Consider the following 24,779-nt stretch of genomic DNA (forward strand, 5'->3'; position numbering starts at 1 on the left):
AATCAGAACCGAAGCTCTCGAATCGCTGAAAATATTCGCAACCCTGCTTGGTTTACAGGTAGAGATGATGGATTCCCCGAGCGGGCCGTGGTTCCGGGCGGGTTAAGGAGACGCACAATGACGGCAGATTCGGGGAGACCACAGCCATGATTACCGGCCTCGATCACGTCGTCGTCCTGACCGGTGACATCACCGCCGCCAGCGCCGCCTATCAGACGCTGTTCGCGCGGGCGCCGGCCTGGCGCAACAGCGGCGACGGCGCCGATCGCGTGCTGTTCACGCTCGACAACACCACGCTGGAATTGATGGCGCCGCGCGGCGATGATGCCGCAGCCCAGCGCGTCCGCAGCGCGCTCGTGACGCAGGGCGAGGGGCTTGCGAGCCTTTGCTTCCGTGTCGGCGATATCTCCAGGATGCACCGCCGGCTCGACCGGCTGACGCTGAAGCCCGAGCCGGTCGCCGAGGTCGAGAGCCGCGACGAGACCAGCGGCGCCACGCTGTCATGGCGGCGCACGCGCGCCGCGACCGATGCGACGCGCGGCATCCGGATGTTCTTCCTGGAGCGGGAGCAGGAGCGGCCGCTGTCGGTGCGCACCACACCGGCCTCGATCACCGCGATGGATCATGTCGTGGTCTCGACGGCCGATCCGGAACGCGCCGCTGCACTCTACGGCGCGCGGCTCGGGCTCGACATGGCGCTCGATCGCTCGCATCCCGAGTGGGGCCGGCTGATGTTCTTCCGCTGCGGCGACCTCGTCGTCGAGGTCACGCACCGGCCGGGCAAGGGAAACAGCAAGGCGGAGGCGGACGCGCCGGACCGGCTGCGCGGCATCTGCTGGCGGGTGGCCGATATCGACGCCACGCATGCGCGGCTGGTTGCCGCCGGCGTCGACGTCTCGGAGATTCGCACCGGCCGCAAGCCCGGCACGCGCGTGATGACGGTACGCAACGGCACCTGCGGCGTGCCGACGCTCCTGGTGCAGCCCTCGCAGGGAAAGCCAGACTAGGCGGCGTTTCGCACGCGCGTCGTTCCGGCAGCGGGCGTGACGGGGAAGTGCGTCCATTTTTCTTTGTCATTCCGGGGCTCGCGAAGCGAGAATCCGGACAAGCCGCACGTTCAGCGGACTGATGGATTCCGGGCTCGTGCTGCGCACGCCCCGGAATGACGAAGCGACCGTCACGACAACATTCGTTCTCAAACCGCGTGCGTCATGCTACATTCGTCAGCTCAGCATCACAGGCGACCGAATTGGCCAAGGCAAAGCGGATACAGAGATGGCAGCGCGACCCGGAGGGGATGCGGCTGCGGATTCTCGAGGCGGCCAAGCAGGAATTCGCCGCCCATGGCCTTGCGGGCGCGCGGGTCGACCGCATCGCGGCCAATGCCGGCGCCAACAAGCGCATGCTGTACTACCATGTCGGCAACAAGGAGGATCTTTATCTCGAGGTACTGGAAGGCGCCTATGAGAAGATCCGCGCCGAGGAGCGCACGCTCGATCTCGAGCATCTCGATCCGCCCGAGGCGATCGGACGCCTGATCGACTTCACCTGGAACTATTTCCTGCGCAACCCCGAGTTCCTGGCACTGCTGAACACGGAAAACCTCGCCAAGGCAAAACACCTGAAGCGCTCGACCAAGGTCAAGTCGATGCACTCGCCTTTCGTCGAGATGATCCGCACCGTGGTGACGCGCGGGGTCGAGAGCGGCGATTTCCGCGTCGCGGTCGATCCGGTGCAGCTCTATATCTCGATCGCGGGACTCGCGTTCTTCTATCTCTCCAACAGCGCCACCTTGAGCGTGATCTTCGGCCGCGACCTCTTGAAGAAGGACGCCCGCGACGAGCGCCTCGAGCACATGACCGCGCTGGTGCTGGCGGCGCTGACCGGCAAGTCCACCGCCGCATTCGGTGGCGCGATGCCGGTGCTGCGCGCTGCGGAACACCGCGTGGTGTGAGGTCTCGCGATCATTGCGATGACTCCTAGCCCGGATGAAGCGAAGCGCAATCCGGGGCGCCTCTATCCATGGCGAGGCCGGCCCCCGGATTTCGCTTCGCTGCATCCGGGCTACGAAGCGTTCGAGCCCAAAAGTTCTCATCTGACGAAATGTGGGAATTTCAGCGCGATTTTGCCGCGTGCCGGGGGCTGGACAGTATTTATCCAACGGGTTAATTTCTAACCGAATTGAGAAACGGCAAGGGAGCGTGGCGTGGCGGAGGCAAAGAGCCCTTCGGGCCTGTCGAAGGTGCTGAATGCGGCATGGGTGCGCCCGTTCCTGTTCCTGGTCGTCATCGTGGCGGCCTGGGACCTTTCGATCCGGCTGTTCCATATCCCGGCCTATCAGATCCCGTCGCCCGGCGACGTCGTTGCGGTTCTGATCAGCGACTGGCCCGAGCTGCTGCGGCAGTCCTGGCCGACCACCTATGCGACGATCTGCGGCTTCCTGCTTTCGGCGGTGTTCGGCATTCCCGTCGCGATGCTGATCGCGGGCTCGAAGACGGTCGAGAGCTACGTCTATCCGCTGCTGGTGTTCTCCCAGTCGGTGCCGAAGATCGCGATCGCGCCGCTGTTCGTGGTGTGGTTCGGCTTCGGCATCATCCCCAAGGTGATTTCCGCGTTCCTGCTCGGCTTCTTCCCTGTGGTGGTCTCGGCCGTGCAGGGCTTCAAATCGGTCGATCCCGACATGGTCGATCTGGCGCGCGCGATGCAGGGCAGCCGCTTCAAGGTGTTCTGCGCGGTCAACCTGCCGCATGCGATGCCAGCGATCTTCTCCGGGCTGAAGGTCTCGGTGACGCTCGCCGTGGTCGGCGCCGTCGTGGGCGAGTTCGTCGGGTCCAATTCCGGCATCGGCTATGTGATGCAGCGATCGATCGGCACCTTCGACCTGCCGACGATGTTCGCCGCATTGGTGATCCTGGCGCTGCTCGGCGTCATCCTGTTCTGGATCGTCGACCGCATCGAGCGGCTGGTGATCCCCTGGCACGTCAGCCAGCGCGACGACATCAGCTTCGCGTCCTAGCGCGGCAACCGGACAAGCGGCCCACGCAAGGGCCGCGGACAATAAAGGGAGAACAACCATGAAGCGTTTGATTGCGGTCGCCGGCGCCGCACTGGCCTGGACCGCGCTTGCGGTGGCACCCGCGTCTGCGGCGGACAAGGTCGTGCTGATGCTCAATTGGTACGTCTATGGCGAGCACGCGCCGTTCTATTACGGCAAGGCCAAGGGCATCTATGCGGCCGAAGGCATTGATCTGGAGATCCAGGAGGGCCGCGGCTCGGCCGCGACCACGCAGGCGGTCGCCGCCAAGACCGCGGATTTCGGTTATGTCGACGTGCCGACGATGATGCGCGCGGCGGTGAAGGGCGCGCCGGTGATCGCCACCGGCGTGCTGTTGCAGACCAGCCCGATGTCGGTGATGGGCTTCGTCGACAAGAACATCAGGAAGCCGGAGGACATCAAGGGCAAGACGGTCGCGATCACCCCCGCCGATTCGATGACCCAGATCTGGCCGCTGTTCCTGAAGAAGACCGGCCTGAAGGAAAGCGATTTCAACACGGTTGCCGGCGACGGCCAGACCAAGCTCAACGCCGTCATCAACGGCCAGGCCGATCTGCTGCTCGGCTATGTCATGGACCAGTCGATGAAGATCAAGGACGCCACGGCTAAGGACGTCTATCCGATCAAGTTCGCCGACTACGGCATCAACATGGTGTCGTCGGGCATCATCGCGAACTCCGACTACGTGAAGGCCAACGCCGACCTGGTGCGCCGCTTCATGTCGGCGACGACAAAGGCGGTTGAAGCCGCTGAGAAGGAGCCGAAGGCCGCCGCGCAATCGATCCTCGACGCCAACCCGAAGGGCGGCAAGATCGAGACGCTGACGCAGGGGTTCGAGCTGACGATCCCGCTCTATCGTACGCCGGAGACCAAGGACAAGCGGCCATTCCAGGTCACCGACCAGAACATGACCGAGTCGGTCGATCTGATGGTCGAATATGGCGGCCTCGACGCCAAGGCCAAGGCCAATCCGAAGGCGTTCTACACCAACGACTATCTGCCGAAGGGTAATTCGTGACCCAACATTCCCCGCTGTCGTCCCTGCGAAAGCAGGGACCCATAACCACCGATCTTGTTTGTTGCGAAAGGTCTCTCCTCGCGTGCCCGAACGAGAAGCCGCGGCGTGTGGGTCCCTGCTCCGTGCGCAATCGCGCACTCGGCAGGGACGGCGGGTGGAGAAAGCTGCGATGAATCCTGCGACCAAGCCAACTCACGCTGATCAACCCGCCGCGCATCTGCGCCTGGTCTCGGACCGCGCGGCCGGCGCGGCACCGGGCATCAAGCTCTCGGGCGTCTCGAAGACCTACCGCTCGCGCGATGGCGACGTGCCGTCGCTGCGGCCGCTCGACTTCACCATCAATGACGGTGAGTTCTTTGTCGTGGTCGGCCCCTCCGGCTGCGGCAAGTCCACGCTGCTCAAGATGATCTCGGGCCTGCTGCCGCCGACGACAGGCGAAGTTCTGGTCGACGGCGAGCCGGTAACGAAGCCGCATGGCAATGTCGGCATCGTGTTCCAGAACGCGCTGCTGCTGCCGTGGCGCAACATCCTCTCCAACGTGATGTTGCCGATCGACATGAAGCGGCTCGCCCGCGACAAATATCTCGACCGCGCCAAGGCGCTGTTGAAGCTGGTCGGGCTCGAAGGCTTCGAAAAGAAGCTGCCCTGGCAGCTCTCCGGCGGCATGCAGCAGCGCGCCTCGATCTGCCGCGCGCTGGTGCACGATCCCAAAATCATGCTGATGGATGAGCCGTTCGGCGCGCTCGATGCCATGACGCGCGAGCGGATGAATGTCGAGCTGATGCGGATCCAGCGCGAGACCGGCAAGACAGTGCTGCTGATCACGCATTCGATCCCGGAGGCCGTGTTCCTCGCCGACCGCGTGCTCGTGATGACCGAGCGGCCCGGTGCAATCGCGGCGATCTACGACGTGCCGATGCCGCGGCCGCGCTCGCTCGAGACGATGTCCGATCCGGTCTTCACCGAGCTGGTGCAGCGGATCCGCAAGCATTTCTTCACGCAGGGGTCGCTGGACTAACGCCGAGCCTTCCATGCCGCTTCGCCTCAAAGTCAACGATATCGCCTTCTTCGAACGACCGCTGCTGTTCGCCCGGCCGTTCCGCTTCGGCGCGGTGACGATCACCGCGTCGACGCAGCTGTTCGTGCGGGTCGAGATCGAGGTGGAAGGCAAGGGCCGTGCGACCGGTGCCAGCGCCGAGATGCTGGCACCGAAATGGTTCGACAAGCGGCCGCATCTGACGGCCGAGCAGACGGTCGACGAGCTCCGCGGCTCACTCGCGATCGCGTGCGAGCTCTATCTGGCAAACAGCGGTTTCGACACAGCATTCGGCCTGCACGCCGCGCGTATCGGCCGGCAGGTCGCTGCTTGTGCCGCGAAAGACATTCCGCCGCTCGCGGCCGGCTTCGGCCCGGCCGAGATCGACAAGGCGATCCTGGATGCGCTGCTGCGCGCGGTCGGGGTGAATTTCTTCGACGGCATGGCCGGCAATATTGCCGGCATCGACGCGCGGCTGACGCCGGATCTCGATGATGCGGCGATCGCGCGGTTCCTGTCGACGCGCAAGCGGCTCGACCGTGTCGCCGTCAGGCACACGGTTGGGATGGACGACAAGGTTGAGGGTGAGGGCGGTGTCGCAGACCCCAACGAGAACGCGGGGGCACGCTATTTCAAGCTCAAGCTGAATGGCGATCCGGCGCATGATGCGGCGCGGCTGGCGCGGATCGGCGGTGAACTCGCAAAGCTCCCTTACGCCGTCAAGGTCACGCTCGATGCCAACGAGCAATATGCCGACCTTGCCGCCCTGAACGCTCTGGTCGAGCGGCTCGACCACGACGCCGCGCTGCAGCCGATCGCAGCGAACCTGCTCTATATCGAACAGCCGATGCCGCGCGATATCACGAAGGCCTTGCCGCTCGGGACGCTGGCGGCGCGCAGCTTCATCATCGACGAGGCCGATGATTCCTACGATGCGTTTCCGCAGGCGCGGGAGCTCGGTTATCGCGGTATCTCCTCGAAATCGTGCAAGGGCATCTACAAGTCGATCATCAATGCGGCGCGCGCGGCGGCGTGGAGCGCAGATGGCGACCGGTATTTCATCAGCGGCGAGGATCTGACCTGCCAGGCCGGACTCGCGGTGCAGCAGGATCTCGCGCTCGGCGCGCTGATCGGCGTCGCCCATGCCGAGCGCAATGGACACCATTACGTCGACGGCTTTGCCGACACTCCGGCTGATGAGGCCGATGCCTTCCTCACCGCGCATCCCGATCTCTACGCGCGCACCGGCGGCAAGGTCCGCCTCGCGATCCACGGCGGCGATCTCCTGACCGGATCGATCGCCGCCGCGGCGGGCTTTGCCAGCTCGGTCCATCCGGACTGGTCCACCATGCAGCCGCTGCAGCGGCCAACACCACGCGTTTCCCAGGAGCAGACAGTATGACGACCAAACGCCTCGGCCTGATCATGAACGGCGTCACCGGCCGGATGGGGCTCAACCAGCATCTGATCCGCTCGATCGTTGCGATCCGCGAGCAGGGCGGCGTGCTGCTTGCGAACGGCGACCGCATCATGCCCGATCCGATCCTGGTCGGCCGCGACGCCGAGAAGGTCGGCGCATTGGCAAAACGCTACAACATCGAGCGGCACACCACCGATCTCGACCGTGCGCTGGCCGACAAGGATGACACCGTATTCTTCGACGCCGCCACCACGCAGGCGCGCCCTTCGCTGCTGACCAAGGCGATCGACGCCGGTAAGCACGTCTATTGCGAGAAACCGATCGCGACCAATCTCGAGGAAGCCGTTGCGGTCGTGAAGCTCGCCAACGCAAAAGGGCTCAAGCACGGCACGGTGCAGGACAAGCTGTTCCTGCCCGGCCTTAAGAAGCTCGCCTTCCTGCGCGACTCCGGCTTCTTCGGCCGCATGCTCTCGGTGCGCGGCGAATTCGGCTACTGGGTGTTCGAGGGCGGCTGGCAGGACGCGCAGCGGCCGTCCTGGAACTACCGCGCCGAGGACGGCGGCGGCATTATCCTCGATATGGTCTGCCACTGGCGCTACGTGCTCGACAATCTGTTCGGCGAGGTCGAGAGCGTGGTCTGCATCGGAACAACCGATATCCCCGAGCGCTACGACGAGAAGGGCAGGAAGTACCAGGCGACCGCCGACGATTCCGCCTACGCCACCTTCAAGCTGAAGGGCGGCGTGATCGCGCATATCAACATGAGCTGGGTGACGCGGGTCTATCGCGACGATCTCGTCACCTTCCAGGTCGACGGCACCCATGGTTCGGCGGTGGCGGGCCTGACCGACTGCGTGATCCAGGCGCGCCAGGCGACGCCGCGGCCGGTGTGGAATCCGGACGAGAAGCGCATGCATGATTTCTATGCCGACTGGCAGAAGCTGCCCGAGAACGTGGTCTACGATAACGGCTTCAAGGAGCAGTGGGAGATGTTCATCCGCCACGTCTGCGAGGATGCGCCCTACAAATACACCCTGCTCGAAGGCGCCAAGGGCGTGCAGCTCGCCGAATGCGCGCTGAAGAGCTGGAAGGAGCGGCGCTGGATCGACGTCGCCCCGATCGTGGTCTGAGAGAGGACCTTTGTCATGAACAAGCCAGTCCTGCCGATCTCGTCGCTGTCGTTGAATCTGCCGACCGCCGATGGTGGCCTTGAGACCTATCGCTTGGCGGCATCGCGAACCTTTCCGGCGAAGCTCGAGGGCACACTCAATCGTGTGGCATTCTCGGCCGCCCATGTGGTCGCCGATCCCCGCGCCGACGTCGATCCGTGGCTGACGGCCGCGATCGATTGGGACAAGACGATCGCATTCCGCGAGCATGTCTGGGACCTCGGCCTCGGCGTCGCCGAAGCGATGGACACCGCACAGCGCGGCATGGGGCTGGACTGGGCGACCTCGCTGGAATTGATCCGGCGCTCGGTCAAAGCGGCGAAGGCCAGGGGCAACGCGCTGGTGTTCTCGGGCGCCGGCACCGACCACCTCGCTGTGGAAGATGCCAGGTCGATCGACGACGTGATCCGGGCCTATGAGGAGCAGATCGCGGCGGTGGAGAAGGCCGGCGGGCGGATCATCCTGATGGCGTCGCGCGCGCTGGCCAAGCTCGGCAAAAGCGCGGAGGACTACGCTGGGGTCTACGACCGCGTGCTGTCGCAGGTCCGCGAGCCCGTGATCATCCACTGGCTCGGCGACATGTTCGATCCGGCGCTGGCCGGATATTGGGGCACGGCCGATCTCGACAAGGCGATGGACACGGCAGTTGCGATCATCAACGCCAATGCGGCCAAGGTCGATGGCGTCAAGGTCTCGCTGCTCGACAAGCAGCGCGAGATCGACATGCGGCGGCGGCTCGATCCCCGCGTCAAGATGTATACCGGTGACGACTTCAACTATGCCGAACTGATCGCCGGCGACGACAAGGGCTTCTCCCACGCACTGCTCGGCATCTTCGATGCGATCGCGCCGGCCGCGTCCTACGCGCTGTCGCGGCTGGCCGCGGGCGATGCGGCCGGCTTCCATGATGTGCTGGGCCCCACGGTGCCGCTGTCGCGCCACATCTTCAAGGCGCCGACCCGCTTCTACAAGACCGGCATCGTGTTCATGGCCTATCTCAACGGGCATCAGGATCACTTCACGATGGTCGGCGGACAGGAGAGCGCGCGCTCGACCCTGCATCTCGCCGAGCTGTTCCGGCTCGCCGACCAGGCCGGGCTGCTTGCCAATCCGGAGCTCGCGACCCACCGGATGCAGGCCATCCTGACCACACGCGGCATCGACGCCTGATGCGCGACTTTTCCCACGACCACCGCTGGCTGTCGCTGAACACGGCGACCGTCCGCAAGCAGGGCGATCTCATCGCCATCATCGACGCCTGCGCCCGCCATGGCATCCGCGCCATCGATCCCTGGCGCGACCAGGTCGCAGTCATTGGCCTCGATCGCGCCGTGCGCGCGGTCCGGGATGCCGGGCTCGATCTGTCGGGCTATTGCCGCGGCGGCATGTTCACGGCGGATGGAGCGCACCGCAGCGAGGCACGCGACGACAACCGCCGCGCGGTGGACGAGGCCGCCGCGCTCGGCGCCTCCTGCATCGTGCTGGTGGTCGGCGGCTTGCCGCAATATTCGCGGCCGGGCAGCGCGGCCTCGAAGGACATCGCGGCAGCGCGCAACCAGGTGCATGACGGCATCGCCGAGATGCTGGATTATGCCAAGCAGGCAAAACTGCCGCTCGCGATCGAGCCGTTGCATCCGGCCTATGCCGCCGATCGCGCCTGCGTGAACACCACGAAGCACGCGCTCGACATCTGCGACGCGCTCGATCCCGGCCGTACCGGCGCGATCGGGGTCGCGCTCGACGTCTATCACATCTGGTGGGATCCCGAGCTGACGAGCCAGATCGCCCGCGCCGGCAAGGATCGCCTGCTGGCGTTCCATGTCTGCGACTGGCTGGTGCCGACCAGGGACATCCTCAACGACCGCGGCATGATGGGTGACGGCGTCATCGACATCAAGTCGGTGCGCGCAGCGGTCGAAGCGCAAGGCTTTGCCGGCTACTCGGAGATCGAGATCTTCTCGAACGACTGGTGGACGAAGCCGATGGATGCGGTCTTGACGACGTGCATCGAGCGGCACCGCTCGGTGGTTTGACCCAGCGGCCGGTGCGGTGGACAAGGCGAAGCGTGCCCGCTATGCCGGATGCCGTGGCGTGAACGGCACAGAGAGCCGTTGAACGCCGCGGTCCGGACCTTCGGAGCACGACATGCGCTTGAGCCATTGCCACAACTTCCATGATTTCCGCGAGCTGGCGCGGCGGCGGCTCCCGGGACCGATCTTCAATTATATCGACGGCGGAGCGGATGACGAGGCCACGCTTCGGCAGAACACTGCGAGCTTCGAGCGGTGCGACTTGGTGCCCAACGTCCTGCGCGGCGTGCAGAACGTCGATCTCTCGGTCACCGTGATGGGGCAGAAGCTGGCGACGCCGTTCTATTGCTCGCCGACCGCGCTGCAGCGTCTGTTTCATCATGATGGCGAACGGGCCGTCGCCGCAGCAGCGTCGAAATTCGGCACGATGTTCGGCGTGTCGTCCCTCGGGACCGTGAGCCTCGAGGAATTGCGCAAGGCCTATGCGACGCCGCAGGTCTATCAGTTCTATTTCCACCGGGATCGCGGCCTGAACACGGCGATGATGCAGCGCGCCAAGCAGGCCGGCGTCAACGTGATGATGTTGACGGTCGACAGCATCACCGGCGGCAACCGCGAGCGCGACCTGCGCACCGGGTTCTCGATTCCGTTCCGCCTGACGCTCGGCGGCATGCTGCAATTCGCCGTCAAGCCGGCTTGGGCCATCAACTACGTCACCCATGAAAGTTTCAAGCTGCCGCAGCTCGACGAGCATGTCGACATGAGCGGCGGCGCCATGTCGATCGGGCGGTACTTCACCGAAATGCTCGATCCCGGCATGACATGGGACGACGTCGCCAAAATGGTGCGGGAGTGGAACGGCCAGTTCTGCCTGAAGGGCGTCATGTCGGTCGAGGACGCCAGACGCGCCGTCGAGATCGGCTGCAGCGGCATCATCCTCTCCAACCATGGCGGCCGGCAGCTCGACGGCTCGCGGGCGGCGTTCGATCAGCTGGCCGAGATCGTCGATGCCGTGGGCGACCGGATCGACGTAATGATGGACGGCGGCATCAAGCGCGGCAGCCATGTGCTGAAGGCGCTGTCGCTGGGCGCCAAGGCCGTCGGCCTCGGGCGCGCCTATCTCTATCCGCTGGCATCAGCCGGCCAGGCCGGAGTCGAGCGGGCGCTCGGTCTGCTGCAGGCGGAGCTGGTGCGGGACATGCGGCTGATGGGGTGTTCCTCGATCAGCCAGCTCTCGCGCGCAAACCTGCGGTTCAGATAGCCGCCCGGCTAACCCGCATCGCGCTCACGAGTCCTGATCCTGGTGCGCGATCTCGAGCGTGACCAGCCGCGCCAGCAGCGTGGCGGGGTAGAGCTGGCCGAAGATCGCCTCGACGTTGCACAGGCTGCGCGCAATCGGATGCAGCGGCGCGACGTCGCCATAGCCTGTCGTCGTCAGCGTGGCGAAGGAGAAATAGATCAGCTGGCTTGCGAGCGTCGGGCGGTCCTCGACCTTCATGCCGGCGAACGCATCCGGCACCAGCGTGCCGATGAAGGTGTAGAGCGCCGAGAAGATCACCGCGACCGTCAGATAGAGCAGGATCGCGCCGATCACCCGGTGATAATTGACGCGCCCCTGGGCGAAGGTGGCGCGCGCGACCGTCACCGCCATCGTGATGCCGACCAACAGCCAGGAGCCGGCGAACAGATTGAGGTCGAGGATCGAGGGCGAGCGCAGGCGCAGGATCGCGCCGGTCACGATCATCGCGAGCGCGATCAGCATGGTGACGACGGCAAGTGCGCTGCCCGACATCACGAATACGCCGCCGACCAGGAAGAGGGCGAGCAGCAGCTCGAAGATCTGAAACTCGAACAGGCCGAGCGCCTGCAGAGGTGCCACTACGAACATCATGACAAGGATCAGGACAGTGAGCACGGTCAGCAGCGAATCGCCCCAGCGATCGCGCAGCTCACTGATGCTCGTCCAACTGCGTTTCATGTCCTGCCCCGTCACTCGGCATGGCATCAGGATGCCGGTGCCGGACATTGCTGCGCGGCGGCCGCAAAGGCAAGGCGGGGGGCCGGCGTCGCCCGCACCGTGCAGCGAAGATCGCAGGCCGGCGGCCTCAGAGCGTTTTCGAGCGAAGTGGATGCCGGTTCGCGTCAAGAAAACGCGCCAAAAGCAAGATCTAAAGCCCCGTTCCGATTCCATCGGAACCGAAAGGGCTCCCTAAGGGCTCGCGACCTGCTGCAGCGTGTTGAAGCGTGCCTTCTGCTCGCTGCTCAGCGTGGCATAGAACTGGTCCAGTGCAGGCTCGATCAGCTGCGCGGCTCGCTGCATGGCCTCGAGCCGGTGCTGCATCGCCTCGAGCCGGCCGACCGGCGTCAGCGGCACGTCGTTCGGGCAGGCCGCCTGCAGATCCGCAATGGCTCTTGTGGTCGCATCGCTCAAGCGGCCGAGCGCTTCCTTCTGCTTGCCCGCCGGATGAAGCGAGGCCTCGATCCGGTTGATCGGCAATTGGGCGAGGTCGGATTTCGAATCGCCGCAATTCCCGGATCGCGCGGTCGTTTCCTGCTGTTGCGGCGAACGTTCGCCGACATGTGGACCGAGCGCATTGAAGCGGGCCTGTTGCTCGTCGCTGAGCGAACTGTAGAAATTCTCCAGTGCGGGCCGCACGATCTTGATCGCCTCGAGCGTCGCGCTGATGCGGTTCAGCATCGACCGCAAGCGGCCGGCCGGCGTCAGCGCATAGCTGTCGGTGCAGGAGTCCTTGAAGGCATTGGCAGCTTGCGCCGCGGCAGCCTTCAGATCGTCCAGCAAGGCGCGCTGCTGCTGGTCCGGCCGCACCGCCCGGGCGATGTCGGCAAGCGGCCAGGCCGTGACGCCCTTGTCGGGTTCACCGCACAGCTGCTTGATCGCCTGCGGGCTCGTATCGGCGCGTTGACGGGATCGGGTGCGGCCTGCGGTCGCCGGATAATCGCCCGGCTCGATGCTGGCATAGGCGGAGTAGGGACTGTTGGTGTCCCAGAACACGGTGTCGACGAAGTCGTCATAGGCGTAGGCCCAATAGCCGGGGTCGTAGGCATAGGACCAGAACGTGTAGTCGAAGATGTCCGAATAGGCGTAAGGCAGGAACACCGGGCCAAGCCACGCCACGAATGCCGCGCGGTGGCCGCGCCGCCAGGCATTCCGCGGCGCCCAGCCGCCTTGGCGCGCCGCAAGCGCCGCCTGGCCTTGCGCGGCGGACTGTTCGCGGAAGCGTGCGGCAAATCGCTCGCGCTGGGCCGCCTGCGTCGCGGCGCTGGTTGCGGCGGCGACCCCAACTGTCGCTGCCGGTGCCAATCGCTGCTGCCGGGCAAGGTCGGCTTGCTGTGCGCGTTGCTCGCGCTGCAGCAGGCGGTTCTGCGCCTCCAGGGCGCGGTCGTGGACGCGTTGCGCACGGGCGCCTTGAACCTTTTCCGATTGCAATTGCTGCACACGCTGCTGCAGGCGATCGATCCGGTTTTGCCGCTCCGCGGTCTGGCGCGAAAGCGTGTCACGCTGCCGCTGCTGCGCGGCCTGCTGGCGCTGCTGGGTGAGCCGCTGCTGCACACGCTGTTGAATTCGCTCGGCCGGCGAGGGCCGCTCGCTCACGCGCGCCGGCAGGCTCGGGCGTGATGGCGCGGCGATGCGGGGAGCAGGGCGCGGCGACGGGGCGCCGCGACGAAATTCGGGTCGGTGCGTTGCGACGTGCGGCGCGGCGATATGAGGAGCCTGGCGCACCGACGGAGCGGCGAAATGCGGTGCCGGGCGCGCCGCCATCGCCGGTCGCTGCGGGGCATGGAAGGCAGGTGCGGCCGGTCGAGCCATCGCTGGTGGCCGAGCCATTGCAGGCGGTCTCGCCATCGCGGGCGGGGCGGCGTGGACCATCGGCGCGGCAGGCCGCGTCATCGCCGGCGGCGCGGCCGGACGTGCCGCCGCTGCTGAGGCTCCACCTCTTGCGTGTGGATCGTGTGGTTGGGCGGCCGCGTCGCTCGCCGCCAGCGTCGCGGCACCAACCAGGAGCATGGCAAAGCAGATACCGTGGGGAGGCATGAGCGTGGCTCTCCATCCATCCCTGCCCGCAGCGCTTCAACGCACAGATGTCGAAATCGTTCGTGTCGGCCATCGCCGGCGGTGCGGTCTTGCGACGCAGGGCACCGTCAGGAGACATCCTGCGTCAAAGCGGCCGCGATCCGCTCCGTCGCCCAGTCGACCTGATCGGCGGTGATCACCAGCGGCGGGGCGATGCGGATGGTGTGCTCGTGGGTGTCCTTGGCGAGGATGCCGCGCGCCTGCAGCGCCAGGCAGTAGCGGCGGGCGCCGCCGGCTTCCGGGTGCAGTTCGATCGCCAGCATCAAGCCGCGCCCGCGCACCTCGCGGATGACGTGGGCGCGGATGTCCTGCAGTCCGGCGAGAAAGCGCGCACCCTGTTGCGCCGCGTTCTCGATCATCCCTTCCTCGACCAGCACCCGCAGCGCGGCGCGTGCCACCGCGCAGGCCAGCGGATTGCCGCCGAAGGTCGAGCCGTGCTGGCCCGGCCGCAGCGTGCCGAGCACCGCGTTGTTCGAGAGCACCGCCGACACCGGATAGAAGCCGCCCGATAGCGCCTTGCCGAGCAGCGTCACATCGGCCTCGATGCCCTCGTGCTGCTCGGCGAGCAGCTTGCCGGTGCGGCCGAGCCCGGTCTGGATCTCGTCCAGCACGAGCATCACATTGCGCGCGGTGCATAGCTCGCGCACGCGCGCGAAATAGCCCGGCGGGGGAAGGGTGACGCCGGCTTCGCCCTGCACCGGTTCGACCAGGAAGGCCGCGGTGTTCGGCGTGATCGCCTGCTCGAGCGCCGCGGCATCGCCGAACGGGATGATCTTGAAGCCCGGCGCGAACGGGCCGAAATGGTCGCGCGACCCCGGATCGGTCGAGAAGCCGACGATGCCGAGCGTGCGACCGTGAAAATTATTGGCGCAGACGATGATCTCGGCCTGCCCATCCGGCACGCCCTTGATCTCATAGGCCCATTTGCGCACCGACTTGATCGCGCTCTCCACCGCTTCGGCGCCGCTGTTCATCGGCAGCACCTTGTGCGAGCCGGTCAGCTCCGCGAGCTCGCGGTAGAAGGGAGCGAGCTGGTCGTTGTGGAAGGCACGCGACGTCAGCGTCAGCTGGCGCGCCTGCTCGATCATGGCTGCCAGGATCTTCGGATGACAATGGCCCTGACTGACCGCCGAATAGGCGGAGAGACAGTCGAGATACCGGTTGCCGTCGGTATCCCAAACCCAGACGCCTTCGCCTCGGGATAGCACCACCCCGATCGGCTCGTAATTGTAGGTGCCGAACTGCGCTTCGGTTGCGAGGAAATCAGTGACCGATGCATTCATCATGCGTCACTCCCGCTGCAGCGCACGAGAGATTACATCAATCCGTGCCTGCAGTTGATTTGGGTATCAGTTCTTCCACAGGGAAGTGTTGCCGCCAGCCAAATTCGCAGGGGACAATCTATGCGTTGATGCTGCATGGCACGCTGAGGAAGCCGCGGAAGCGCACCCGCCCGCCGCGCACCGGCTCGCCGTCAAGCGCGTAATTCGGGAAGCGCGCCAGGAAGCGCGAGATCGCGATGGCGCCCTCGAGGCGCGCCAGTGCCATCCCTGCGCATTGATGCGCGCCGGTGCCGAAGGCGAGGTGGCGGTTCGGCGTGCGTGCGACGTCGAAGCGCTCGGGCTCGGGGAATTGCGCGGGGTCGCGGTTGGCGGCGCCGATGCACAGCGTGACCAGCGTGCCGGCCGGCAGCTTGATGCCGCCGAGCTCGGTCTCCTCCACGATCATCCGGTTGCCGAGCTGGTTCGAGCTCTCGTAGCGCAGCATCTCCTCGACCGCAGTCTTGATCAGCTCCGGCTGCGCGATCAGCCGCTGCTTCTGATCCGGATTGTGGGTGAGCGTCACCAGCCCATTGCCGATCAGGTTGGTCGTGGTCTCGTGGCCGGCGTTGAGCAGGAAGATGCAATTATGCAGCAATTCCTTCGCGGTCAGCCGCTCGCCATTGTCTTCGCCCTGAATCAATCGCGTCAGCACATCGCGTTCGGGATTGCCTGGTTTGGTGCGGCGGCGTTCGACGAGGGTTTCGAGATAGCCAAGAAAATCCTTCACCGCGTTGTTGCCGCGGTCGAACGCCTGCTTGCCGATCACCGGCTCCAGCGCGCCCAAAATCGCCAGCGACCAGTCGCGCAGCGGCTCGCGTTCGTCGTGCGGCACGTCGAGCAGATTGCCGATCACCTCGACCGGAATTGCCGAGGCGAAATCCTCGATCAGCTCGAAATGATCTTTCGTGGCGATCCGGTCGAGCAGGCTGTCGACCAGCGCGATCAAATCCGGCTCCATGCCGGCGATCGCCCGCGGCGACAATGCGCCCATGATCAAGCGCCGCACGCGGGTGTGCGCCGGCGGATCGTTGAAGACGAGGCTGGTGGTGTGGTGCTCGTAGAGCAGCGAGTCGCCGTATTTCGGCAGGAACTCCTTTTTCTTATCGGAGGAGAACGCCTTGGTGTTCTTGTAGGCGGCGATCAGGTCGTCGTAGCGGGTAAGGAAATAGCAGCCGTTCGGCAGGCGTTTGACCGGCGCGGTCTCGCGCAGCGCGCGATAGGTCGGGTAGGGGTTGGCGTAGAACTCAGGCGTCAGCTTTTCCAGGTCGAAGCCGTCAGCCAGCTCTCGCGCGTGCCTGTCCATGGCCGATATCCAACCCTGATTAGTTTCATTTGCAACTATCGTAAGCCGCGGGCGGCGGCCGCGCAACACAATTTGCGGGCTGACGGAACAGCGCACCGCGCGCCGCGCGATGCCTGTAAATCGCAGAGCCACATGCGGTATTGCACTTTGATGAAGCCCGCGCGTCCCTCTACAGTCGCCGCCAAATAAAAGAGAACCGGAAACGCCGATGCATGCCCGTGCCGAGACTGCGGCCTCCTGGCCCGAGGAGATTTTTTCGATATTGCAGCGCTTCGAGGTGCGCCAGGTGCCCTACGTGCCGGACGCCGGGCACTCGGAGCTGATCGAGCGGGTGCTGGGTTCGACCTCGATGCGCGGTATCGCGCTGACGACCGAGGAGGAGGGTGTGGCGCTGCTCGCAGGCGCCTGGGCCGGCGGCCAGCGCGGCGTGCTGCTGATGCAGTCGAGCGGCGTCGGCAATTGCATCAACATGCTGTCGCTGGTGCAGATCTTCCGCCTGCCGTTCCTCACGCTGGTGACGATGCGCGGCGAATGGGGCGAGTTCAATCCCTGGCAGGTGCCGATGGGCTCGAACACCCAAGGCATTCTCGAATTGTCCGGGATCAAGGTATTGCGCGCCTCGCATCCGAGTGAGGTCCGCGAGGTCGTCGAAGCCGGCGCAGCGCAAGCCTACAACGCCTGCACGCCGACCGCCGTCCTGCTGTCGCAGCGCCTGATCGGGGCAAAGGTCTTCACCAAATGAGCAAAGTGAATCTCCTCGACCGCCGCGCCGTGGTTTCCGAACTGCTGCGGGATCGCAAGGGCGCTTTCGCCGTCGGCGGCCTCGGCGCCTCGACCTATGACATTGCAGCCGCCGGCGACCACGACCGCAACTTCTATCTCTGGGGCGGCATGGGCGGCGCCGTGATGATCGGGCTCGGCCTGGCGCTGGCCCAGCCGACGCTGCCGGTTATCGTGATCACCGGCGACGGCGAGATGCTGATGGGGATGGGGAGCCTCGCCACCGTCGGCTTGCAGCAGCCCAAAAACCTCTCGATCATCGTGCTCGACAACGAGGCCTATGGCGAGACCGGCGGCCAGGCCAGCCACACCGGTGGAACCGCCGACCTCGTCGGTATTGCCAAAGCCTGCGGAATCGGGGATAGCCGGGCGATCAGCACGATGGCGGAGGTCGAGGCTTTTGCTTCGTCTTTGCAAGACGTTACGGCGGGGCCGCGGTTCGCCAGCGCGAAGATCGACGGGGCCAATCTGGAGCGCGTGCTGTCGAGCCGTGACGGCACCTACATCGTCAACCGCATCCGCGGGTCAATCGGCCACACTCCAATTTAAAGTAGCTTTCGCGGTGCAATAGAACCTTGACTTTTGGTAAAGTGAGTGATTACTCACGACCCAAATGTCTACCTTACGCATGACGAGTGACTTGCGGCGTCAGTTGATCCTGAGCGCCGCAAAGCGGTGTTTCGCCCGCAATGGCTTTGCCGGCACCACGACAAAGAGCGTGGCGGCCGCGGCTGCCATTTCGGAGGGGCTGCTGTTCAAGCACTTCCCGTCGAAGGCGGCGCTCTATGCCGAAATCCTTGCCGAGGAGTGCGAGGCCGATCCCGATCTTGCACACCTGCTTGGCCAGGAGCCCTCGACCGCGACGCTGGTCGAGCTGGTGGAGGGCATGGTCGGTCACTTCATGCAGCTGCGCGATGCGCCGGACCAGGAAGAGGCGCAGCGGATGCGCCTGATGGTGACGAGCCATCTCGACGACGGCGAGTTTGCCCGCCTGCTCTATGACAAGGTCGGCAAGCTGATCGGTCCGACCTTCGCCGCCTCGCTGGATCGGGCGATCGCCGCCGGCGAGGCGACGCGGATCGGCGACGAGCCGCTCAACCTGTTCTGGTTTGCGCATCACACCGTGCTTATGGGCGCGTTGACGCAGTTGCCTGCGACACCATGTCTCCCCTACGGCGATGCCGCCGCGGCCGAGCGGCAGCTTTGCCAATTCATTCTTCGCGGCATCGGACTTACCGACGCCGCAATTTCAACTCATTTGGGCCGCCAGCCGTCGCCGAGCGCAGGACCGTCGGTAACTGCAGAAAGTGCATGACATGAATATTCAGACCGAAAGCCACATCTCGGGGCAACCGATCAAGGAAAAGCAGGCCAAGCGTCCGGTCAAGCTGGTGCGCTGGTTCATCATCGTGGGGTTGCTGCTGGCGCTGCTGGTCGGCGCGCTGGTCGGCTTCAACGCCTTCCGCAGCCACATGATAGCGCAGTTCTTCGCCAACAATAAGCCGCCGCCGTCGAACGTCACGGCGGCCGAGGCGAAGACGGAAGTGATTCCGAATCTGCTGACCGCCGTCGGCGATCTCGTCGCCGTGCACCAGGTCAACGTCACGACCGACGTGCCGGGCCGCATCACCGAGATCCTGTTCACCGCCGGCAGCCATGTGAAGGCCGGCACCCCGCTGCTGCAGCTGTTCGACGCACCGGAGCAGGGCGACCTCGCGAGCTTCAAGGCGCAGGCGATCGTGGGCGAGCAGCAGCTCGACCGCGCCAAGCAGCTTGCGTCGCGCCAGTTCGGGCCGCAGTCGACCGTCGACACGGCGCAGGCGACCTACGACCAGGCCAAGGCGGGCATTGCCAAGACCGAAGCGCTGATCTCGCAGAAGCTGGTGCGGGCGCCGTTCGAAGGTGATCTCGGCGTTCGCCAGGTCGAAGTCGGCCAGTATCTGACCGCCGGCACGCAGATCGTGTCGCTGACCGATTTGTCGGTGCTGTACGCCAACCTGACCGTGACCGAGAAGCAGAGCTCGCAGATCAAGGTCGGCCAGGCGGTGCGGATCTCGGTCGACGCCTATCCGGGCCGCACCTTCGACGGCAAGATCACGACCATCGAGCCGCAGATCGCGACCGACACCCGCAACATCCGGGTGCAGGCGACGATCCAGAATCCGGACAGCATCCTCAAGCCCGGCATGTTCGCGACCGCCACGATCGTGCTGCCTGAGAAGCCGCCGGTCGTGACCATTCCGGAAACCGCGGTCGACTACACGCTGTACGGCGACTCCGTGTTCGTGATCACCGAGAAGAAGGGTGAGGACGGCAAGACCACCCTGACCGCCGAGCGCACCTTCGTGAAGACGGGCAACCGCGTCGGAGGCCGAGTCGAGATCCTCAAGGGCCTGAAGGCCGGGGACCGTGTCGTGGCCGTCGGTCAGATCAAGCTGCAGTCCGGCATGGCGGTCGCGATTTCGACCGATCCGCCGCCGCCGGTGCCGGCCGAGCCGCCGCGCTACTGATCTCCACTATCTGAATTCGGAGGGCCGATTGGCCCTCCGCCACATGTTGCCGCAACCGGCAGACAACACGAATCGAGTTGGCGATGGCCTTCACTGATATTTTCATCAAGCGCCCGGTGCTGTCGGTCGTCGTCAGCCTGCTGATCCTCCTGATCGGCTTGCGCGCGGCGATGGTGCTGCCGATCCGGCAATACCCGAACCTGTCGAACACCGTGGTGACGATCACGACGTCCTATCCCGGCGCGTCGCCCGAATTGATCAACGGCTTCATCACCACGCCGATCGAGCAGGCGGTCGCTTCGGCGGAAGGCGTCGACTACATGACGTCGAACTCGGTGCTCGGCACCTCGACGATCCAGGTCTACGTCAAGCTCAACCATGATCCGAACCAGGCGCTCACCGAAGTGCTCGCCAAGGTCAACTCGGTCAAATATCTGATCCCGAAGGAAGCCTTCGATCCGGTCGTGACCAAGGCGACCGGTGACACCATCGCCGTGATGTATCTCGGCTTCTCCAGCGAAGAGCTGACCGGATCGGCGATCTCGGACTATCTGACCCGCGTCGTGCAGCCGGTGCTCTCGACGGTCGATGGCGTCGCTTCGGCCGACATCCTCGGCGGCCAGACCTTCGCGATGCGCGTCTGGCTCGATCCGACCCGCATGGCCGGCCGCGGCGTGTCGCCGAACGACGTCGCCGCCGCGATCGCCGCCAACAACTTCCAGGCGGCCGCCGGCCAGACCAAGGGCTTCTTCATCGTCTCCAACGTCTCGGCCAATACCGACCTGCAGAACATCGATCAGTTCAAGCGGATGATCGTGAAGGCGAAGGACGGCGGCTTCGTGCGCATCGAGGACATCGCGACCGTTGAGCTCGCGGCGCAGTCGACGGACGCCAGCGTCGCCTTCAACGGCGAGCACGCGATCTTCATCGGCATCAAGGCGACGCCGCAGGGCAACCCGCTGACCCTGGTGAAGGGCGTGCGCGCGCTGTTTCCCGATCTCGAGCGCAATTTGCCGCCGTCGATGAAGATGAAGGTGGCTTACGACTCCACCAAGTTCATCCAATCCTCGATCGACGAGGTCGAGAAGACGCTCACCGAAGCGGTGCTGATCGTCGTCGTCGTGATCTTCCTGTTCCTCGCCTCGCTGCGGTCGGTGATCATCCCCGTCGTCACCATTCCGCTGTCGCTGATCGGCGTCTGCATCCTGATGCTGGCAGCCGGCTTCAGCTTCAACCTGCTGACGCTGCTGGCGATGGTGCTGGCGATCGGCCTCGTGGTCGACGACGCCATCGTGGTGGTGGAGAACATCCATCGACACCTCGAGGAGGGCCTGCCGCCCGTGCAGGCGTCGCTGAAAGGCGCGCGCGAAATCGTCGGCCCCGTCGTCTCGATGACGATCACGCTGGCGGCGGTGTATGCACCGATCGGCTTCCTCGGCGGCGTGACCGGCACGCTGTTCCGCGAATTCGCCTTCACGCTGGCCGGTTCGGTGATCGTGTCGGGCGTGATCGCGCTGACGCTGTCGCCGATGATGTGTTCGGTGTTCCTGAAGAGCGCGGACGAGGGGCGGTTCGCCAAGCTCGTCAATCGCGTGTTCGGCGCAATGACCCGCGGCTATGGCCGCCTGCTCGACCGTTCGCTCGACTACCGTCCGATCACGGCGCTGTTCGCCGTGACCATCCTCGGCCTGGTCGGCTTCCTCTACATGCACATCCAGAAGGAGCTGGCGCCGCAGGAAGACCAGGGCATCGTGTTCGCGGTGACCAAGGCGCCGAAATACGCCAACATCGACTACATCGATTTCTACGGCGACAAGATGGACAAGGAGTTCCAGAAGTTTCCCGAGACCGACCTGCGGTTCATCCTGAACGGCATCACCGGTCCGCAGGGCGGCTTCGCCGGCATGCTGCTCAAGCCGTGGGATGAGCGCAAGCGCTCGGCCCAGACGCTGCAGCCGCTGGTTCAGGCCGAACTGTCCAAGATCGAGGGCGTCAGCGCGTTCGCGTTCAGCCTGCCGCCGCTGCCCGGCGGCCCCGGCGGTCTGCCGGTGCAGATGGTGATCTCGTCGACGGCCGGCTTCCAGCAGGTGTTCGACCAGATGAACAAGCTGAAGGATGCCGCGCGCAAGAGCGGCCTGTTCATCGTCACCGACAGCGATCTCGACTTCAATCAGCCGGTGGTCCGGGTGAAGGTCGATCGCTCCAAGGCGAGCGACCTCGGCATCACCATGCAATCGATCGGTGGTGCGCTGGCGACGCTGCTCGGCGGCAACTACGTCAACCGCTTCAACCTGGAGGGGCGCTCCTATCAGGTGATCCCGCAGGTGCCGCGCGCCAACCGGCTCGCGCCGGAGGCATTCAACGATTACTACGTCCCGACCGCGACCGGGCAGCTGGTGCGGCTGTCGACCGTGGTCTCGGTCGAGACCGGCGTCGATCCGAACGCGCTGACCCACTACAACCAGCTCAACTCGTCGACCTTCCAGGCCGTGCCGATGCCCGGCGTCTCGATGGGCCAGGCGGTCGAGTTCCTGCAGGGTGAAGCCAAGAAGCTGCCGTCCGGCTTCAGCTATGACTTCCTTGCCGACTCCCGGCAGTACGTCAACGAAGGCAATCAGCTCCTGGTCACCTTCGCGTTCGCCATCATCATCATCTTCCTGGTGCTGGCGGCGCAGTTCGAGAGCCTGCGCGATCCGTTCGTGATCATGATCTCGGTGCCGATGGCGATCGTTGGCGCCTTGATCCCGCTGTTCTTCGGCGTCGCCACCATGAACATCTACACCCAGGTGGGCCTGCTGACGCTGGTCGGACTGATCACCAAGCACGGCATCCTGATGGTGGAGTTCGCCAACGAATTGCAGCTCAACGAGGGACTGGACCGCCGCTCGGCGATCGAGATGGCGGCCCGGATTCGTCTGCGTCCGATCCTGATGACGACGGCGGCGATGGTCACCGGCCTGCTGCCGCTGCTCACCGCCTCGGGCGCCGGCGCCGCGAGCCGCTTTTCGATCGGGCTCGTCGTCGTCACCGGCATGACGATCGGCACGCTGTTCACGCTGTTCGTGCTGCCGATGGTCTACACGGTGATCGCGACCGACCATCAGGCCGCGGCCCGTTCCGACCGCGCCAAGCAGATCGCCGACTACGAGCTCGAGGGCCGCGGCGGCGCACTGAAACCGACCTGAGCCCTCCAGGCTCATGCTCACGGAGAGGGCGGCACTGGCGAAAGCCACTGCCGCCTTTTTCTTTGTCTCGTGATAGCCTTGCCGAAGGGCGAGGCCGAATGTCCTCGCCACCCGGAGGATCAGGCATGGCGAGCGAATTTGCAGCAGGCAATTACCGGTTCATTCCGGCCGTGTTCCAATATTCAAGCGGCGCGCAGGCGAACGCCGGCTACGAGATCGAGCGGGTCCGGTTCGACCGGCTGGTGCCGCTTGCGGAAGGCTTTGCGCGGATCGCCGCCTACATCAAGGACGCCGGCCGGCCGCTGGCCTCGTTCTGCGCCTGCGAATTGCGCTCGCCGGCCGCCTTCACCGAGGACGGCTTCCGCGCCTTCAACCAGCACTATGTCAAGACGCTCGCTGAATGGGGCCTGTTCGACGGCACCATCAATCCGGTGGCGCGCAGCAATGTCTGTCCCGAGATCGATCCGCCGGCCGAGCCGTCGTTCCATGCGTTCTCGTTCACGCGGCCGAGCACGAGCACGTCGCCGTCCTTCGTGATCGCCGGCGGCGCCGAGGCGCGCGACGGCACCGCCCCCTATCCCGACCGCATCGTATGCTATCGCGATCTCAGCCCCGGCGCGTGGCGGGAGAAGGTCCGCTTCACCACAGGCGAGATGGAACGGCGCCTGGCGGAGTTCAGCTTCGGTTGGCAGGACACGACCGCGGTGCAGGCCTACACCGTGCACGACATCCATCCGGTGATGGCCGACGAACTGGTCCGCCGCGGCGCCACGCGCTCCGGCCTGACCTGGCACTTCTGCCGCCCGCCGGTGATCGATCTCGAATATGAGATGGATTGCCGGCGCGTGTTGAGGGAAGTGGTGATCTAGCCGAAGAGCTTTGGATCGCGTGCACTACTGGTCCCGTCATCCTGAGGAGACGCGCTACGCGCTCCTCAGGATGACGGTGGGAGAGTGGAGGCCACGCTCACCGCGCCTTCGGATCCAGCGCATCGCGCAGGCCGTCGCCGACCAGGTTGAACGACAGCACGACCAGGAAGATCGCAAGGCCCGGCCAGATTGCCATCCAGGGCGCGGTGGTCAGGAAACGCTGCGCGGCGTTGAGCATGCTGCCCCAGGACGGCGAGGGCGGCTGCTGGCCGAGGCCGAGGAACGAGAGTGCGGCTTCGGCGATGATCGCAGCCGCGATCGACAGCGTCGCCTGCACGAGAAGCGCCGGCAGGATATTGGGCAGGATGTGGACCAGCGCGACGCGCCAGCGCGGATTGCCCATCGCGCGCGCCGCCTCGACAAAGTCCTCGACCTTGACATTGATCACCTGGCCGCGGGTCAGGCGGATGAAGATCGGGGTTGCCGAGACGCCGATCGCGATCATCGCATTGCCGAGGCTCGGGCCGAGAAAGGCGGACAGCGCGATCGCCAGGATCAGGAACGGGCAGGCCAGCATCGCATCGGTGATGCGGCCGATCAGGGCATCGACGAAGCCGCCGCGATAGCCGGCGAGCAGGCCAAGCGGAACACCGATCGCAAGCGCGATGCTGACCGAGATGAGGCCCGCCAGCAGCGAGGCGCGGGTGCCGTACACGACACGCGCGAGGACGTCGCGGCCGAGGTCGTCGGTGCCGAACCAGTGCTGGGCCGACGGCGCCTTGCGCACCAGCGACCAGCTTGCCGCGATCGGATCGTAGGGCACGATCAGCGGCGCGAACACCGCAAGCAGGATGAAGAACCCGATCACGAGCAGGCCGGCGACGGCGCCCTTGCGCCGTTTCAGCCGCCGCCAAGCGCGGCGCGACGGGCTCTCCAGCGTATCGGAGGCGGCAAGCGGGACCAGCCCGAGCGCGGTGTCGGTCATGGCG

Annotated in this window: 22 protein-coding genes; 17 read left to right on the plus strand and 5 right to left on the minus strand. The window is 65.4% G+C overall.

The genetic code is table 11. The annotated features are described in order from the left end of the window. The first annotated feature begins 146 nt into the window (after window positions 1-146). The 10 genes from ACVMB0_RS19715 to ACVMB0_RS19760 all read left to right on the plus strand — a co-directional run bounded on the left by ACVMB0_RS19715 (window position 147) and on the right by ACVMB0_RS19760 (window position 10,989). Window positions 147-1,007 (plus strand): VOC family protein, encoded by an 861-nt coding sequence (locus tag ACVMB0_RS19715; RefSeq protein ID WP_461347359.1) that lies wholly within the window; start codon window positions 147-149, stop codon window positions 1,005-1,007. A gap of 242 nt (window positions 1,008-1,249) precedes the next feature. Beyond that, complete coding sequence (locus tag ACVMB0_RS19720) at window positions 1,250-1,954, plus strand: TetR/AcrR family transcriptional regulator (protein WP_456756012.1); 705 nt, start codon at window positions 1,250-1,252, stop codon at window positions 1,952-1,954. A 252-nt stretch (window positions 1,955-2,206) separates the two neighbouring features. Next, on the plus strand, window positions 2,207-3,016 hold the full coding sequence (locus ACVMB0_RS19725; RefSeq protein ID WP_461347360.1) for an ABC transporter permease: 810 nt from the start codon (window positions 2,207-2,209) through the stop codon (window positions 3,014-3,016). A 58-nt stretch (window positions 3,017-3,074) separates the two neighbouring features. After that, window positions 3,075-4,073, plus strand: a complete 999-nt coding sequence (locus ACVMB0_RS19730) for an ABC transporter substrate-binding protein (RefSeq protein WP_461347361.1) — start codon at window positions 3,075-3,077, stop codon at window positions 4,071-4,073. Between the two features lie 169 nt (window positions 4,074-4,242). Beyond that, window positions 4,243-5,091: an ABC transporter ATP-binding protein gene (locus ACVMB0_RS19735; protein WP_456798454.1), complete on the plus strand. Its 849-nt coding sequence runs from the start codon at window positions 4,243-4,245 to the stop codon at window positions 5,089-5,091. A 13-nt stretch (window positions 5,092-5,104) separates the two neighbouring features. Then, window positions 5,105-6,511, plus strand: coding sequence for a hypothetical protein (locus ACVMB0_RS19740; protein ID WP_461347362.1), 1,407 nt, complete (start codon window positions 5,105-5,107; stop codon window positions 6,509-6,511). Continuing rightward, entirely contained in the window at window positions 6,508-7,659 is a 1,152-nt protein-coding gene (locus ACVMB0_RS19745; protein WP_461347363.1) for a Gfo/Idh/MocA family protein, read from the plus strand. Before ACVMB0_RS19740 ends, ACVMB0_RS19745 begins: the two co-directional genes overlap by 4 nt. A gap of 15 nt (window positions 7,660-7,674) precedes the next feature. After that, window positions 7,675-8,868 (plus strand): dihydrodipicolinate synthase family protein, encoded by a 1,194-nt coding sequence (locus tag ACVMB0_RS19750; protein ID WP_461347364.1) that lies wholly within the window; start codon window positions 7,675-7,677, stop codon window positions 8,866-8,868. Further along, window positions 8,868-9,731, plus strand: a complete 864-nt coding sequence (locus ACVMB0_RS19755; RefSeq protein ID WP_461347365.1) for a sugar phosphate isomerase/epimerase family protein — start codon at window positions 8,868-8,870, stop codon at window positions 9,729-9,731. Before ACVMB0_RS19750 ends, ACVMB0_RS19755 begins: the two co-directional genes overlap by 1 nt. Window positions 9,732-9,843: 112 nt before the next feature. Then, window positions 9,844-10,989: an alpha-hydroxy acid oxidase gene (locus ACVMB0_RS19760; RefSeq protein ID WP_461347366.1), complete on the plus strand. Its 1,146-nt coding sequence runs from the start codon at window positions 9,844-9,846 to the stop codon at window positions 10,987-10,989. Window positions 10,990-11,013: 24 nt separating this feature from the next. On the opposite strand, the gene ACVMB0_RS19765 is transcribed toward ACVMB0_RS19760, so the two are convergent. Continuing rightward, window positions 11,014-11,706 (minus strand): ion channel, encoded by a 693-nt coding sequence (locus ACVMB0_RS19765; RefSeq protein ID WP_461347367.1) that lies wholly within the window; start codon window positions 11,704-11,706, stop codon window positions 11,014-11,016. Between the two features lie 231 nt (window positions 11,707-11,937). Next, window positions 11,938-12,864 carry a Spy/CpxP family protein refolding chaperone gene (locus ACVMB0_RS19770; RefSeq protein ID WP_461347368.1) on the minus strand — a complete coding sequence of 309 codons (927 nt, stop codon included), beginning with the start codon at window positions 12,862-12,864 and terminating at the stop codon, window positions 11,938-11,940. 51 nt (window positions 12,865-12,915) lie between these two features. Here ACVMB0_RS19770 and ACVMB0_RS19775 point away from each other — a divergent pair, with 51 nt between their 5' ends. Then, the gene (locus ACVMB0_RS19775; RefSeq protein WP_461347369.1) at window positions 12,916-13,365 is read left to right on the plus strand and encodes a hypothetical protein; all 450 of its coding nucleotides are present in this window, start codon (window positions 12,916-12,918) and stop codon (window positions 13,363-13,365) included. Between the two features lie 524 nt (window positions 13,366-13,889). Here ACVMB0_RS19775 and rocD read toward each other — a convergent pair. Both rocD and ACVMB0_RS19785 read right to left on the minus strand, forming a co-directional pair. Continuing rightward, entirely contained in the window at window positions 13,890-15,104 is a 1,215-nt protein-coding gene (gene rocD / locus ACVMB0_RS19780) for an ornithine--oxo-acid transaminase (protein WP_461349688.1), read from the minus strand. A 118-nt stretch (window positions 15,105-15,222) separates the two neighbouring features. After that, on the minus strand, window positions 15,223-16,446 hold the full coding sequence (locus tag ACVMB0_RS19785; RefSeq protein ID WP_461347370.1) for a cytochrome P450: 1,224 nt from the start codon (window positions 16,444-16,446) through the stop codon (window positions 15,223-15,225). A 208-nt stretch (window positions 16,447-16,654) separates the two neighbouring features. Between ACVMB0_RS19785 and ACVMB0_RS19790 the strand changes: the two genes are divergently transcribed. The 6 genes from ACVMB0_RS19790 to cnbZ all read left to right on the plus strand — a co-directional run bounded on the left by ACVMB0_RS19790 (window position 16,655) and on the right by cnbZ (window position 23,790). After that, the gene (locus ACVMB0_RS19790) at window positions 16,655-17,188 is read left to right on the plus strand and encodes a phosphonopyruvate decarboxylase (protein ID WP_461347371.1); all 534 of its coding nucleotides are present in this window, start codon (window positions 16,655-16,657) and stop codon (window positions 17,186-17,188) included. Then, window positions 17,185-17,775, plus strand: a complete 591-nt coding sequence (locus tag ACVMB0_RS19795) for a thiamine pyrophosphate-dependent enzyme (RefSeq protein ID WP_461347372.1) — start codon at window positions 17,185-17,187, stop codon at window positions 17,773-17,775. The genes ACVMB0_RS19790 and ACVMB0_RS19795 overlap by 4 nt, the downstream gene beginning before the upstream one ends. A 64-nt stretch (window positions 17,776-17,839) precedes the next feature. After that, the gene (locus ACVMB0_RS19800; RefSeq protein WP_456755998.1) at window positions 17,840-18,541 is read left to right on the plus strand and encodes a TetR/AcrR family transcriptional regulator; all 702 of its coding nucleotides are present in this window, start codon (window positions 17,840-17,842) and stop codon (window positions 18,539-18,541) included. Window position 18,542: 1 nt separating this feature from the next. Then, window positions 18,543-19,736 carry an efflux RND transporter periplasmic adaptor subunit gene (locus tag ACVMB0_RS19805; protein WP_456755997.1) on the plus strand — a complete coding sequence of 398 codons (1,194 nt, stop codon included), beginning with the start codon at window positions 18,543-18,545 and terminating at the stop codon, window positions 19,734-19,736. An 83-nt stretch (window positions 19,737-19,819) separates the two neighbouring features. Beyond that, the gene (locus ACVMB0_RS19810) at window positions 19,820-22,921 is read left to right on the plus strand and encodes a multidrug efflux RND transporter permease subunit (RefSeq protein WP_456755996.1); all 3,102 of its coding nucleotides are present in this window, start codon (window positions 19,820-19,822) and stop codon (window positions 22,919-22,921) included. Window positions 22,922-23,046: 125 nt separating this feature from the next. Continuing rightward, on the plus strand, window positions 23,047-23,790 hold the full coding sequence (gene cnbZ, locus ACVMB0_RS19815) for a 2-amino-5-chloromuconate deaminase CnbZ (protein WP_461347373.1): 744 nt from the start codon (window positions 23,047-23,049) through the stop codon (window positions 23,788-23,790). A gap of 97 nt (window positions 23,791-23,887) precedes the next feature. Here cnbZ and ACVMB0_RS19820 read toward each other — a convergent pair whose 3' ends face one another. Further along, window positions 23,888-24,775, minus strand: a complete 888-nt coding sequence (locus ACVMB0_RS19820; protein ID WP_456755994.1) for an ABC transporter permease — start codon at window positions 24,773-24,775, stop codon at window positions 23,888-23,890. Window positions 24,776-24,779: the final 4 nt, after the last annotated feature.

The sequence above is a fragment of the Bradyrhizobium sp. USDA 4451 genome (assembly GCF_054822585.1).